Here is a 13772-nt window from a genome sequence, read left to right as displayed (position 1 = left end):
GGGGGGGTATGAAAGCCTGGGGCAACCGGGCGGCGGGACTTTGTACGCCATCGGTATGGCCCGGCACACCGATGGTGGGGCAGCAGCGTTTCGCTTCCCTCAACTTGACGTACGTCGAAGGGAAACGGTTGCTCAATGATCCCTTACGGGTGAGTCACGATCCGACATCGACGGCCCGGCCCGCGGGGGACTCTTCTCAAGCCTCCCCGCGGATCTGCGCCAGCACGCCATCCAGCTCGTCAGGCTTCACAAGAACGTCACGTGCCTTGGAGCCCTCGCTCGGCCCGACGATGTTCCGCGACTCCATCAGGTCCATCAGCCGCCCGGCCTTGGCGAAGCCCACCCGCAGCTTGCGCTGGAGCATGGAGGTCGACCCGAACTGCGTGGAGACCACCAGTTCCGCCGCCTGGCAGAGCAGGTCGAGGTCGTCGCCGATGTCCTCGTCGATCTCCTTCTTCTGCTTGGTGCCCACGGTGACGTCGTCCCGGAAGACCGGCGCCATCTGGTCCTTGCAGTGCTGGACGACCGCCGCGACCTCTTCCTCGGTGACGAAGGCGCCCTGCATACGGGTGGGCTTGTTGGCGCCCATCGGCAGGAAGAGCCCGTCCCCCTTGCCGATCAGCTTCTCGGCACCGGGCTGGTCGAGGATGACCCGGGAGTCGGCGAGCGAGGAGGTGGCGAAGGCGAGCCGCGAGGGCACGTTCGCCTTGATCAGGCCGGTGACCACATCGACGGAGGGCCGCTGCGTGGCGAGCACCAGATGGATGCCGGCCGCACGGGCGAGCTGCGTGATCCGCACGATCGCGTCCTCGACGTCCCGCGGCGCGACCATCATCAGGTCGGCGAGCTCGTCGACGATCACCAGCAGATACGGATACGGCTGGAGCTCGCGCTCACTGCCCTCCGGCGGCTTGACCTTGCCGTCCCTTATCGCCTGGTTGAAGTCGTCGATGTGCCGGAATCCGTACGCCGCCAGATCATCGTAGCGAAGATCCATCTCTCGTACGACCCACTGGAGCGCCTCGGCGGCCCGCTTGGGGTTGGTGATGATCGGCGTGATCAGGTGCGGGATGCCCTCATAGGCCGTCAGCTCGACCCGCTTGGGGTCGACGAGGACCATCCGGACGTCCTCGGGGGTCGCCCGGACCATGATCGAGGTGATCAGGCAGTTGATGCACGACGACTTACCGGAACCGGTGGCTCCGGCGACCAGGACGTGCGGCATCTTCGCGAGGTTGGCCATGACATAGCCGCCCTCGACGTCCTTGCCGAGCGCCACCAGCATCGGGTGGTCGTCCTCCGCGGCGGCCGCGAGCCGCAGCACGTCACCGAGGTTGACCATCTCCCGGTCGGTGTTGGGGATCTCGATGCCCACCGCCGACTTGCCCGGGATCGGCGAGATGATCCGCACGTCCGGGCTGGCCACGGCGTACGCGATGTTCTTGGTCAGCGCGGTGATCCGCTCGACCTTCACCGCCGGGCCCAGCTCGACCTCGTAGCGGGTGACCGTCGGCCCGCGCGTGAAGCCGGTGACGGCGGCGTCGACCTTGAACTCGGTGAAGACGTTGGTGAGCGAGGCGACGACCGCGTCATTGGCGGCGCTGCGCGACTTGCCGGGCCCCCCGCGCGTGAGGAGGTCGAGCGAGGGCAGCGCGTAGGTGATGTCACCGGAGAGCTGGAGCTGCTCGGCCCGCGGGGGCAGGTCGGAGGGGGCCTCCGGCGCGGGCTTGGTGAGGTCGGCGACCTCGGTCTTCAGCTTCTCCTGCTTGGGCCGCGCGGCCGGGACGGGCGTCGGCGCCGGTGCCGGCGTGGTCTGCTCGCGGTCGCCCGCGCTCACGCCCTGGGTGAGGTCGGCGACGACCGGCGAGGGCGGCATCCCGTGCAGTACGGCCCCGTCCAGCGCGGCGGCGGCAGCGGCGGCGACGTCCACCGCGTCCATGGGGCGGCTCATGTCGGGCTGGGGCGTCGCGGACCGCCGGGGCCGCCCGCGACGCCGCGAGAGGGCCTCCTGTTCGGCGCCTTCGGGGTCGTAGGCCTCGGGCGACGGTCCGCGCCGCCGGGGGCGCGCGGGCAGCGCCTCGCGCCACTGGTCGTCGTAGCGCTCGTCGTCGTCGAAGTACTCCTCCGCCCGCGGATCGTCGACGATGCCGAGCCTGACCCCGAGCAGCCGCAGCCGCTGCGGGATGGCGTTGACCGGGGTGGCCGTGACGACCAGCAGCCCGAAGACGGTGAGCAGCACCAGCAGCGGTACGGCGAGGACCTCGCCCATCGTGAACGTCAGCGGAGTCGCCGCACTCCAGCCGATGAGGCCGCCGGCGTCCCTTATCGCCTGCATGCCGGCGCTGCGGGCGGGCGAGCCGCAGGCGATGTGCACCTGGCCGAGGACGCCGATGGCCAGGGCGGACAGGCCGATCACGATCCGGCCGTTGGCCTCGGGCTGCTCCGGGTGCCGGATGAACCGCACGGCGATCACCGCGAGCAGGATCGGCACCAGCAGGTCCAGCCGGCCGAAGGCGCCGGTCACCAGCATCTCGACCAGTTCGCCGACGGGACCGCGCGACGTGGACCAGGTGCCCGCGGCGACGATCAGCCCGAGACCCAGCAGCAGCAGCGCGACGCCGTCCTTGCGGTGCGCCGGGTCGAGGTTCTTGGCGCCCTGCCCTATGCCGCGGAACACGGCGCCGACGGCGTGCGCGAGCCCGAGCCAGAGGGCCCGCACCAGCCGGTAGATGCCCCCGGTGGGGCTGGGGGCCGGCCTGGGCGCGGGCTTCTTCGCGACGGCCTTCTTGGCGGGCGCCTTCTTCGCGGGGGCCTTCTTCGCCGGGCCCTTCGCGGGAGCGGCAGCCCTCTTCGCGGGCTGCTTCTTGGCTGCGGAGGGACGTGAGGCCATAGGTGTGAGGTTACCGGGGGAGACGACAGCGGACACGTGTGCCCACTGCTTCACCCGTTCGTGTCGCCGTGACGACGGCGCTGAACTGACGCACGTTCACAGAAAGGTCATCTCCAACGCGCCCCGGACGGGCGTCAGTTCTGCGAGGACACCGAGGAGGTGTTCCCTGCGCCCGGCTCCAACGCGTCCAGCGCGCGCCGCAGTCCGGTGAGCTTGCGCTCCAGATGAGCCGCCGTGGCGACCGCCGCCGCGTCCGCCGACTCGTCGTCGAGCTGCTTGGACAGCGCCTCGGCCTGCTCCTCGACCGCCGCGAGCCGCGCCGACAGTTCGGCGAGCAGCCCCGCCGGTTCCTTCGTCTCGGCGCCCGGAGCCCGGCCGCTGCCCTCCAACTGGAGCCGCAGCAGCGCCGCCTGCTCCCTGAGCTGGCAGTTCTTCATGTACAGCTCGACGAAGACCGAGACCTTCGCCCGCAGCACCCACGGGTCGAACGGCTTGGAGATGTAGTCCACCGCACCGGCGGCATAGCCGCGGAAGGTGTGGTGGGGACCGTGATTGATCGCCGTGAGGAAGATGATCGGGATGTCCCGGGTCCGCTCCCGGCGCTTGATGTGCGCCGCGGTCTCGAAACCGTCCATTCCCGGCATCTGGACGTCCAGCAGAATGACCGCGAAGTCGTCCGTGAGCAGTGCTTTGAGCGCTTCCTCCCCGGACGATGCCCGCACCAGGGTCTGATCGAGCGCAGAGAGGATCGCCTCCAGCGCGAGCAGATTCTCCGGCCGGTCATCGACCAGGAGGATCTTGGCCTTCTGCACCATGGCCCGCCCTCCTCGCCCCGGCATGGGGCCTCCCCTGTCCGCAGGACTTGACGCGGCACCGCCGGGTGCCGCCCCAGGGGACGGCTCCCTTGCGCCGCCCGTCCTCGTGCCGGTCATGGTAGCCGCACCCCGCCTGTCGCCACACCCTGTCACCGCGATGTCACTGTGCACGTAGCAGAAACGTAGCGGGAGACCAGAAGGTTCCCCGAATCCCGTCCCTCTACACGGCGTCGAGCACACTGAGTCAGCAACTCCGTGTGTCCACCGCAGGTTCCCGACCTGCCCTTCTCCCGGCCACGCACGGGCCGGTACGAAGCCCTGCCGGCCGCGCACGGGCCCGTACGAAGCCCGGCCGGTCCCGTCACGCCTCCCGCATCCACTGCTCCATCACCGACAGCAGGTGATCGGGGTCGACCGGCTTGGTGACGTAGTCGGAGGCGCCCGACTCGATCGCCTTCTCCCGGTCGCCCTTCATCGCCTTGGCGGTCAGCGCGATGATCGGCAGCCCGGCGAACTGCGGCATCCGGCGGATCGCCGTGGTCGTCGCGTACCCGTCCATCTCGGGCATCATGATGTCCATCAGCACGACCGCCACATCGTCGTGCTGCTCCAGCACCTCGATGCCCTCCCGGCCGTTCTCGGCGTACAGCACCGACAGGCCGTGCTGCTCCAGGACGCTGGTCAGCGCGAAGACGTTGCGGATGTCGTCGTCGACGATCAGCACCTTCTCCCCGCCGAACCGGATGCCCCGGCGCACCTGCGGCGCCGCCTGCTGCTCCAGCGTCGGCCACTGCTGCTCCTGCTGGAGCGGCAGCTGCTCCTGCTGGAGCGGCAGCTGCTCCAGCTCGGGCACGGACCTGCGGCGCCGGCGCCGGAAGAGCGCGGCGGCGCCGTTCTGCGTCTCCTGGTACGACTTCACCTCGGCCGGCGTCTCGATCTCCACGTCCGACAGCTCGGACGACTCCGCGGCCGACGCCACCAGGTCGCCGGCCTCCAGGGCGGGCATGGGCTGCTGGTGGTAGCCCTGCGGCGGCAGCTCGCTCGGGTGCAGCGGCAGGTACAGCGTGAAGGTGGAGCCGCGTCCCGGTTCGCTCTGCGCGTGGATCTCGCCGCCGAGGAGCTGGGCGATCTCCCGGGAGATCGACAGCCCCAGGCCCGTACCGCCGTACTTGCGGCTGGTCGTGCCGTCGGCCTGCTTGAACGCCTCGAAGATCACCCGCATCTTGCTGGCCGCGATGCCGATGCCGGTGTCGGTCACCGAGAACGCGATCAGATCGGCGTCCGCGTCCCGCAGCGAACCGGTCTCCAGCAGCTGCTCCCGGATCGCCACCGGCACATCCGCCCCGGCCGGCCGGATGACCAGCTCGACCGATCCGGAGTCGGTGAACTTCACCGCGTTGGAGAGCAGATTGCGCAGCACCTGCAGCAGCCGCTGCTCGTCGGTGTGCAGCGTGGCGGGCAGCTCCGGCGACACCCGCACCGACAGGTCCAGGCCCTTCTCCGCGGTCAGCGGGCGGAAGGTGGCCTCCACGTAGTCCACGAGCTGGACGAGCGCGATGCGCGTCGGGGAGACGTCCATCTTGCCCGCCTCGACCTTGGACAGGTCGAGGATGTCGTTGATCAGCTGGAGCAGGTCGGAACCGGCGCCGTGAATGGTCTCGGCGAACTCCACCTGCTTCGGGGAGAGGTTGCCCTCGGCGTTGTCGGCGAGCAGCTTGGCCAGGATCAGCAGCGAGTTGAGCGGGGTGCGCAGCTCGTGCGACATGTTGGCGAGGAACTCGCTCTTGTAGCGCATCGACACCGCGAGCTGCTCGGCACGCTCCTCCAGGACCTGCCGGGCCTCCTCGATCTCGGTGTTCTTCACCTCGATGTCACGGTTCTGCTGGGCCAGCAGCTCGGCCTTCTCCTCCAGTTCGGCGTTGGACGCCTGGAGGGCCTTCTGCCGGTTCTCCAACTCCGCCGACCGCTCCTGGAGTTGCTCGGTCAGCTCCTGGGACTGCTTCAGCAGCTGCTCGGTCTTGGTGTTGACGGAGATGGTGTTGACGCTGGTCGCGATCATCTCCGCGATCTGGTTCAGGAAGTCCTTCTGGATCTGCGTGAACGGCGTGAAGGAGGCCAGCTCGATCACGCCGAGCACCTGGCCCTCGAACAGCACCGGCAACACGATCACCTGGGCGGGCGGTGCCTCGCCGAGCCCGGAGGAGATCTTCAGGTAGCCGCTGGGCGCGTTCTCCACCAGGATCGTGCGCTTCTCCTGGGCCGCCGTCCCCACCAGCGCCTCCCCGGGCCGGAACGAGGTCGGCATGGAGCCCATCGAGTAGCCGTACGAGCCGAGCATCCGCAGCTCGTACTGGTCCTCGTCGCTCTGGTGGGCATCCGGCATCGCCAGGAAGAACGCGCCGTGCTGCGCGGAGACCACCGGCGTCAGCTCGCTCATGATCAGCGAGGCCACGTCCTGGAGGTCCCGGCGGCCCTGCATCAGCGCGGAGATCCGGGCGAGGTTGCCCTTGAGCCAGTCCTGCTCCTTGTTGGCGATCGTGGTGTCGCGCAGGTTGGCGATCATCTTGTTGATGTAGTCCTGGAGTTCCTGGATCTCGCCGGAGGCGTCCACGTCGATCTTCAGGTTCAGGTCGCCACGGGTCACCGCGGTCGCCACGCGCGCGATGGCCCGCACCTGCCGGGTGAGGTTCCCGGCCATCTCGTTCACGGACTCGGTGAGGTCCCGCCAGGTGCCGTCGACGTCACGCACGCGTGCCTGGCCGCCGAGCTGTCCCTCGGTGCCCACCTCACGGGCGACGCGGGTGACCTCCTCCGCGAAGGAGGAGAGCTGGTCGACCATGGTGTTGATGGTCGTCTTGAGTTCGAGGATCTCGCCCCGCGCGTCGATGTCGATCTTCTTGGTCAGATCGCCCTTGGCGATGGCGGTGGTGACCATGGCGATGTTCCGCACCTGACCGGTGAGGTTCGACGCCATCTGGTTCACCGACTCGGTGAGGTCCTTCCAGGTACCGGCCACTCCCGGCACCCGCGCCTGGCCGCCCAGGATGCCGTCCGTGCCCACCTCGCGGGCCACCTTGGTGACCTGGTCGGCGAACGAACTCAGCGTCTTGACCATGGTGTTGAAGGTGTCCGCGAGCTGCGCGACCTCGCCGCGCGCCTCGATGGTCACCGTCCGGGTCAGGTCACCGTTGGCGACCGCCGCCGCGACCTGGGAGATGTTCCGCACCTGCATGGTCAGGTTCTTGGCCATCAGGTTGACGTTGTCGCTGAGGTCCTTCCAGATGCCGGTGACGCCCGGCACATGCGCCTGGCCGCCCAGGATGCCCTCGGTGCCCACCTCACGGGCCACCCGGGTCACCTGCTCGGCGAAGGAGGACAGCTGGTCCACCATCGTGTTGACGGTGGTGACGAGCTCCAGGATCTCGCCCTTGGCGTCCACGGTGATCTTCTTGGACAGGTCGCCCTTGGCCACCGCGGTCGTGACCTCGGCGATGTTGCGCACCTGAATGGTCAGGTTGTTCGCCATGAAGTTCACGGACTGGGTGAGGTCCTTCCAGGTGCCGGAGACCCCCTGCACCTCGGCCTGCCCGCCGAGCTGGCCCTCCGTACCCACCTCACGGGCGACCCTGGTGACCTCCTCCGCGAAGGAGGAGAGCTGGTCGACCATCGTGTTCAGGGTGTTCTTCAGCTCCAGGATCTCCCCGCGCGCGTCCACGGTGATCTTCTGGGACAGGTCACCCCGGGCCACCGCGGTGGCGACCTGCGCGATGTTGCGCACCTGAGCGGTGAGGTTGCCGGCCATGCCGTTCACGGAGTCGGTCAGATCGCGCCACACACCGGCCACACCGGGCACCTGCGCCTGCCCGCCCAGCCGCCCCTCGGTGCCCACCTCACGGGCCACCCGGGTCACCTGCTCGGCGAAGCCGGAGAGCTGGTCGACCATCGTGTTGATGGTGTTCTTCAGCTCCAGGATCTCCCCGCGCGCGTCCACGTCGATCTTCTGCGACAGGTCACCGCGCGCCACCGCCGTGGTCACCTGGGCGATCTGCCGCACCTGCGAGGTGAGGTTGCCGCCCATGAAGTTGACGGAGTCGGTGAGCTCCTTCCAGGTCCCGGACACCCCCGGCACGACCGCCTGACCGCCCAGGCGGCCCTCCGTGCCCACGTCCCGGGCCATCCGCGTCACCTGGTCGGCGAAGGCCGACAGCTGGTCCACCATCGTGTTCACGGTGTTCTTCAGCTGGAGCATCTCGCCGGAGACGTCCACGGTGACCTTCTGCGAGAGATCGCCGTTGGCCACCGCCGTCGTCACCTGGGCGATGTTGCGGACCTGGCCGGTGAGGTTGCGGAACGCGGTGTTGACGGAGTCCGTCAGGTCCTTCCACGTCCCCGCCGCGCCCGGCACCTGCGCCTGCCCGCCCAGCTCGCCCTCGACACCGACCTCGCGCGCCACGCGCGTGACCTCGGAACCGAAGGAGGAGAGCTGGTCCACCATGCCGTTGACGGTGTTCTTCAGCTCCAGCATCTCGCCGGCCACGTCGACGGTGACCTTCTGCGAGAGATCACCGTTGGCCACGGCCGTCGTCACCGCGGCGATGTCCCGCACCTGGATCGTCAGGTTCCGGAAGACCGTGTTGACGGAGTCCGTCAGGTCCTTCCAGGTGCCTGCGGCACCCGGCACATTGGCCTGGCCGCCCAGCCGTCCCTCGGCGCCGACCTCGTTGGCCACGCGCGTGACCTCGTCCGCGAAGATCCGCAGCGTCTCGGTCATCTGGTTGATGGTGTCCGCGAGCTGCGCGACCTCACCGCGCGCCGACACGGTCACCTTCTGCGACAGATCACCGTTGGCGACCGCCGTGGTGACCTGTGAGATACCTCGCACCTGGGCCGTGAGGTTGCCGGCCATCAGGTTCACCGAATCGGTGAGGTCCTTCCACACACCGGCCACACCCGGGACCTGAGCCTGCCCGCCCAGCTCGCCCTCGGTACCCACCTCGCGCGCGACCCGGGTCACCTCGGAGGAGAACGACGACAGCTGGTCCACCATCGTGTTGACGGTGTTCTTCAGCTCCAGCATCTCGCCGGCCACATGGACCGTGACCTTCCGGGACAGATCGCCCTTGGCGACCGCCGTGGTCACCAGCGCGATGTCCCGCACCTGCGCGGTCAGCCGGTACGCCATCGTGTTCACGGAGTCCGTGAGGTCCTTCCACGAACCCGACATGCCCCGCACGCGTGCCTGTCCGCCCAGCTTGCCCTCGGTGCCCACCTCACTGGCCACCCGCGTGACCTCGTCGGTGAACGTGGACAGCTGGTCGACCAGATTGTTGACGGTACGGCCGACCTTCAGGAACTCCCCGCGCAGCGGATGCGCGGTGCCGTCCGGGGCCTGCGTGCGCAGCTCCATCCGCGGCGACAGATCACCCTCGGCCACCGCGGACAGCACCCGGCCGACCTCGGAGACGGGCCGTACGAGGTCGTCGACCAGGGCGTTGGAGTTGTCGACGGCGGCCGCCCAGGAGCCCTCGCAGGCGCCCGTCTCCAGCCGCTCCGTGAGCTTGCCCTCGCGGCCCACCATGCGCCGTACCCGGGACAGCTCGCCGGTCAGATGCAGATTGCGGTCGGCCACCTCGTTGAAGACGGCCGCGATCTCGGACATCACACCGTCGCCGGAGACCGTCAGCCGCTTGCGGAAGTTGCCGTCCCGCATCGAGACGAGGGCCGCCAGCAGCCGGTTCAAGGAGGCCGTGTCCACCGTGGTGGTCCCACCGCGCGGTTTACGCTGGTTCATCAGGGGCTGTCCGCCTTTCGCGCGCGTCTTGGTGCCCCGCGTCGCTTCGCCAGACTCCACTGTGTCCCTCCCGCAGGGGTCGACCATCACTGCCGTGCTCCCGGTACTCCTGCTCGGCGTACCGGTTACTGCTGGGTATCTCCGCCGGATGCGGCAGACCGCACCACGGGCTGCTGCCCACCGAGAGCGAACGCCACTCCGCCCGACCGGACCTTCACCTCAAGCTTGCCCAGTGTTTCACCCCGGCCGAACCCGGCCATAACAGTTCGGCAGCTTCGCACACCGTCCGCACACCCTCCGGGCGGAAACACTGCGGACCGGCATCCGCGTGGACGGCGAAGGTAAGTAACCTTGCATGCGGCTGTCCAGCCGCACCGGTCCGTCCGGCTCGGGCGGTGGCACGGAAACGAGCGGGCACGGAGGGGCGGCCGCACACATGACCACCGGACTGATCCCGGGGGAGCAGCCCTCGGAACCCCGGCCGGCGGGCGGACTGCCGCATCAGCGGCAGGAGCCGGCCGGCCACGGAGCCCTGCATGTCGACAACCGGTCGAGGAGTTCAGTGATCACCGCGCGCGCGGCCGCCAGCTTCGAGCCCGTCGGGCGGTCGGTCGCGAGCGCCCGCTCCTTCGTCCGCGACACCCTCCAGGGCTGGGGCTTCGCCGACATCGTCGACGACGCCGTGGTCCTCACCAGCGAGCTGGTGACCAACGCCGTCGTGCACGCCGGCACCTCCGCCGACGTCCTGTGCCTGCGCGCCGACGACGGCGTCCGGATCGAGGTCGCCGACCACTACCCCGAGCGCGAGATCCCGCTCCGGGGCACGTCCGTCAGCATGGGGAACCCCGACCGGGAGGGCGGCCGCGGCCTCCAGCTCTGCGCGGCCCTGGCCGGCCGGTGGGGTGTCGAGTACACGCCCACGCACAAGCAGGTCTGGTTCCAGCTCGATCTTCCCGAGCGCCCGGTGGGCACCCGGGCCGCGGGCCCCGCGCTCCCGGCCGACCTCCTCCCGATCGCCGACGCCCGCGTCCGCGTCGCCGTCGTCCAGATCGACCGCACGGGCGCCATCTCGGCGTGGAACGAGGACGCCGAGGAACTCTTCGGCTACCCCGCCGAGCAGGTCACCGGCAAGCCCCTGACCGACCTCGCCGCCTGGCCGCACACCCCGGGCACCGGCACCGGCATCGCGGAGGCCCTGCAGCTCTCCCGCTGGGAGGGCAGCTACGGCATCCGCGGCGCCAACGGCCGGGTCACCCCGGTCTACGCCTCCCATCTCCGGGTCCGCGACACCGGCGGCGAGCCCTCCACGGTCTGCCTCCTCGTCCGGGACAACGAACGCGCGGTCCTGCAGACGCCGTTGCGGATGCCGTCCTCCGACGCCGGCTCCGGGGAGGGCCAGAGCACCGACCCCTTCGAGGTGTTCATCGGCTCCCCGGCCCCGGACGATCTCGACGGCCTCCTCCAGCGCACCGTGGAGCGCGCCCGCGACATGCTCGACGGCGACTCCGCCTTCCTGCTCCTCGCGACCGACGACGAGACCGAGTTGGAGGTCCGCGCCTCCACCGGCCTGCCCTCCGCCCGCCAGCGCTTCGCCCGCGTGCCCGTCGAGGCGGGCCCCGGCCGCTACGGCTCCGCGCGCATGCCCGCGGTCCACGACGACCTGTCGGTCGTCCCCGGCGCCGTCCCGCTGCTCAGCGGCACCGGCATGCGCTCGGTCGTGACGGTCCCGCTGAAGGTCGAGGGCCGCCTCACCGGCTCCCTCGGCGTCGCGGCGGAGGCCCCCGGCAGATACTCCAACGAAGAGGCCCTACGGCTCCAATTCGCCGCGGACCGGATCGCGTTGGCCGTCGAATCGGCCCGCCTGGGCGAACTGGAGCGCCTGCGCCGGGGCTCGCTGAGCTTCCTGGTCGAGGCCTCCGACCTGCTCGCCGGCACCCTGGACCGCGACCAGACCCTGGCCCTGATGGCCCAGATGACGGTCCCGACGCTGGCCACGTGGTGCGCGGTCTACACGATCGCCGACCAGGCCTCCGAGCCGTACCTCTCGTACGTCCTGCACGAGGACGAGGAACTCATCGACGGCATCAAGTCGTTGCTCTCGAAGATCGCCCCGCCCGACCCGGTCCCCACCCCCGGCGCCCGGATCTGGTCCGCTCCCGCGGAGGCCGCCCACCAGGCCGCCCTGCGCACCTCCATGCGCAGTCTGGGCCTCGGCGAGCCGCTCCCCCGCGCGAGTTCCGGCATCGGTCCGACGCTCGCCACGGCCTCGGCGGTCGGCGGCGAGACCGTCGTACTGCCGCTGGTGGCCCGCAACCGTGTGATCGGCATGCTGACCCTCGGCAAGCCGACCGACGAGCACTTCCGCCAGGAGATCCTGGAGCTGGCCGAGGACCTCTCCCGCCGAGCCGCCCTGGCCCTGGACAACGCCCGCCTGTACTCGGAGCGCACGGCCATCAGCCAGGCCCTCCAGCGCAGCCTCCTGCCGCCCGAACTCCCCCAGATCGACGGCGTGGAGGTCGAGGTCATCTACCGCGCGGCCGGCGAGGGCAACGAGGTCGGCGGCGACTTCTACGACCTCTTCCCGATCAGCGACGGCGCCTACGGCTTCGCCATCGGCGACGTCTGCGGTACGGGCCCGAACGCGGCGGCGGTCACGGGCCTCGCCCGCCATGCCCTGCGCCTCCTGGCCCGCGAGGGCCTCAGCGGCCCCGCGGTCCTGGAGCGCCTCAACTCCGCGATCCTGGACGAGGGCGCCCGCAGCCGCTTCCTGACCCTCCTCTACGGCGAGCTGCGGCCGCAGGAGGACGGCAGCGCGGAGTTGAAGGTGGTCTGCGCCGGCCACCCCCTCCCGCTCCGCCTGCGCCAGGACGGCACGGTCGAGCCGGCCGCCGAACCCCAGCCGCTGCTGGGCGTGATGGAGGACCTGGAGCTCTACGAGCAGACCGTCACGCTCGACCCCGGCGATGTCCTGCTGTGCGTCACGGACGGCGTCACCGAGCGCCGCGAGGGCACCCGCATGCTCGGCGACGACGGCCTCAGCGACGTCCTGACGACCTGCACGGGCCTGACTGCAGGCGCGGTCGCCGCCCGCATCATGCGCGCCGTGGAGCGCTTCGCCTCGGACGCCCCGTCCGACGACATGGCGATCCTCGCGATGCGCGTCCCGGGCCTCCACAAGGACTGAGCGTCCAGGGGATACGAGAAAGGCCCCCGCCCGTAAGGGCGGAGGCCTTTTTCTGTCGGAGCCCCCAAACGGAATCGAACCGTTGACCTTCTCCTTACCATGGAGACGCTCTACCGACTGAGCTATAGGGGCCTGTTGCCTTCGAGGTGTCCCTCGCGGCAACGAGCTAAATCATACCCTGAATTCGCGCATGCTTCGAACCGCCCGCCCAGGGGCTCGAATTCTCAGACGGCGGGCTGGAGCAACCCGCCCAGCGCGTTGCACGCGGAGACGATCCGCTGCATGTCCCGCTTGGTCAGCGCGGCGTCCACGGGCAACGTGAGCGTCTCGTCGGCGGCGCGTTCGGTCTCCGGCAACGACACGCACCGCCGGAACTCGGGCAGCCGGTGCACGGGCGTCTTCACCGGCACCTTGCAGTCCACCCCGCGGGCGCGCACGGCGCGCGCGAAGGCATCCCGGTCGGGCCGCCCGTTCCCGGGCACGCGCACGACGTACTGCTGATAGGTGTGCCCGTCACCCCCGTCGGGCGTGCACACGCCCTTCAGCTTCGCGTCCAGATAGGCGGCCCGCTGCCGACGCTGAGCGATCTCGTCGTACGGCACCTCGGACTCGCCCTGCTCCAGTACGAGCAGCCCGTGCCGCTGCCCGACCCCGTGCAGCCGGGCGATGTCGGCGAACCGCCCGAAGCGGTGCACGACCACCACGGCCGCGGTCCGTGCGGTCACGACCGCCTCGACGGCGGAGGCGTCCAGGCAGTACGTGACCGGGTCTATGTCGGCGAACACCGGAAGCGCCCCGGCCAGGACCACGGCCCCGGCCACCTCGGCGTTCCCGAAGGCCGGTACGACGACCTCGTCACCGACTCCGACGCCGGCGGCCCTGAGCATTGCAGCAGTACCCATGCCCGGGATGGTGGTTCCGCAACGTGAACTTCAAGTGACGCACAGCAAAAAAGGGTTGGACCCCGAACCGAAGTTCAGGGTCCAACCCTTTTCAAAATTTGTTCGGCGGCGTCCTACTCTCCCACAGGGTCCCCCCTGCAGTACCATCGGCGCTGTAAGGCTTAGCTTCCGGGTTCGGAATGTAACCGGG

The 13772-nt window shown here is 69.9% G+C and carries 5 protein-coding genes, 1 tRNA gene and 1 rRNA gene; 1 reads left to right on the top strand and 6 read right to left on the bottom strand.

The window, feature by feature from the left end; all coding sequences use genetic code 11:
• Window positions 1–196 precede the first annotated feature (196 nt).
• The 3 genes from ACWD1Z_RS27350 to ACWD1Z_RS27340 all read right to left on the bottom strand — a co-directional run bounded on the left by ACWD1Z_RS27350 (window position 197) and on the right by ACWD1Z_RS27340 (window position 9496).
• The gene (locus tag ACWD1Z_RS27350) at window positions 197–2890 is read right to left on the bottom strand and encodes a DNA translocase FtsK (protein ID WP_451122245.1); all 2694 of its coding nucleotides are present in this window, start codon (window positions 2888–2890) and stop codon (window positions 197–199) included.
• Between the two features lie 134 nt (window positions 2891–3024).
• A complete protein-coding gene (locus tag ACWD1Z_RS27345; protein ID WP_389420956.1) occupies window positions 3025–3705 on the bottom strand; it encodes a response regulator in 681 nt (226 codons plus the stop codon).
• A gap of 361 nt (window positions 3706–4066) precedes the next feature.
• Window positions 4067–9496, bottom strand: a complete 5430-nt coding sequence (locus ACWD1Z_RS27340) for a HAMP domain-containing protein (protein WP_451122244.1) — start codon at window positions 9494–9496, stop codon at window positions 4067–4069.
• Between the two features lie 436 nt (window positions 9497–9932).
• On the opposite strand from ACWD1Z_RS27340, the gene ACWD1Z_RS27335 reads away from it, so the two are divergent.
• Window positions 9933–12680 (top strand): SpoIIE family protein phosphatase, encoded by a 2748-nt coding sequence (locus ACWD1Z_RS27335; RefSeq protein ID WP_451122243.1) that lies wholly within the window; start codon window positions 9933–9935, stop codon window positions 12678–12680.
• A gap of 59 nt (window positions 12681–12739) precedes the next feature.
• Here the strand turns inward: ACWD1Z_RS27335 and ACWD1Z_RS27330 are convergent.
• The 3 genes from ACWD1Z_RS27330 to rrf all read right to left on the bottom strand — a co-directional run.
• Window positions 12740–12812, bottom strand: a tRNA-Thr gene (locus ACWD1Z_RS27330).
• A 92-nt stretch (window positions 12813–12904) separates the two neighbouring features.
• On the bottom strand, window positions 12905–13567 hold the full coding sequence (locus ACWD1Z_RS27325) for a DegT/DnrJ/EryC1/StrS family aminotransferase (protein ID WP_451122355.1): 663 nt from the start codon (window positions 13565–13567) through the stop codon (window positions 12905–12907).
• A gap of 115 nt (window positions 13568–13682) precedes the next feature.
• Window positions 13683–13772: ribosomal RNA gene (gene rrf / locus ACWD1Z_RS27320) — 5S ribosomal RNA — on the bottom strand; the annotation flags it as partial.

It is taken from the genome of Streptomyces sp. NPDC002784 (genome assembly GCF_053592135.1).
The sequence above is the reverse complement of the archived record's forward strand: the minus strand, read 5'-3'. Positions and strand labels throughout refer to the sequence as shown.

Excerpts from the sequence above, each read along its gene's own strand:
- ACWD1Z_RS27335 (WP_451122243.1), top strand. The coding sequence starts at position 9,933 with ATGACCACCGGACTGATCCCGGGGGAGCAGCCCTCGGAACCCCGGCCG.
- ACWD1Z_RS27325 (WP_451122355.1), bottom strand. The coding sequence starts at position 13,567 with ATGCTCAGGGCCGCCGGCGTCGGAGTCGGTGACGAGGTCGTCGTACCG.
- ACWD1Z_RS27350 (WP_451122245.1), bottom strand. The coding sequence starts at position 2,890 with ATGGCCTCACGTCCCTCCGCAGCCAAGAAGCAGCCCGCGAAGAGGGCT.
- ACWD1Z_RS27340 (WP_451122244.1), bottom strand. The coding sequence starts at position 9,496 with ATGAACCAGCGTAAACCGCGCGGTGGGACCACCACGGTGGACACGGCC.
- ACWD1Z_RS27345 (WP_389420956.1), bottom strand. The coding sequence starts at position 3,705 with ATGGTGCAGAAGGCCAAGATCCTCCTGGTCGATGACCGGCCGGAGAAT.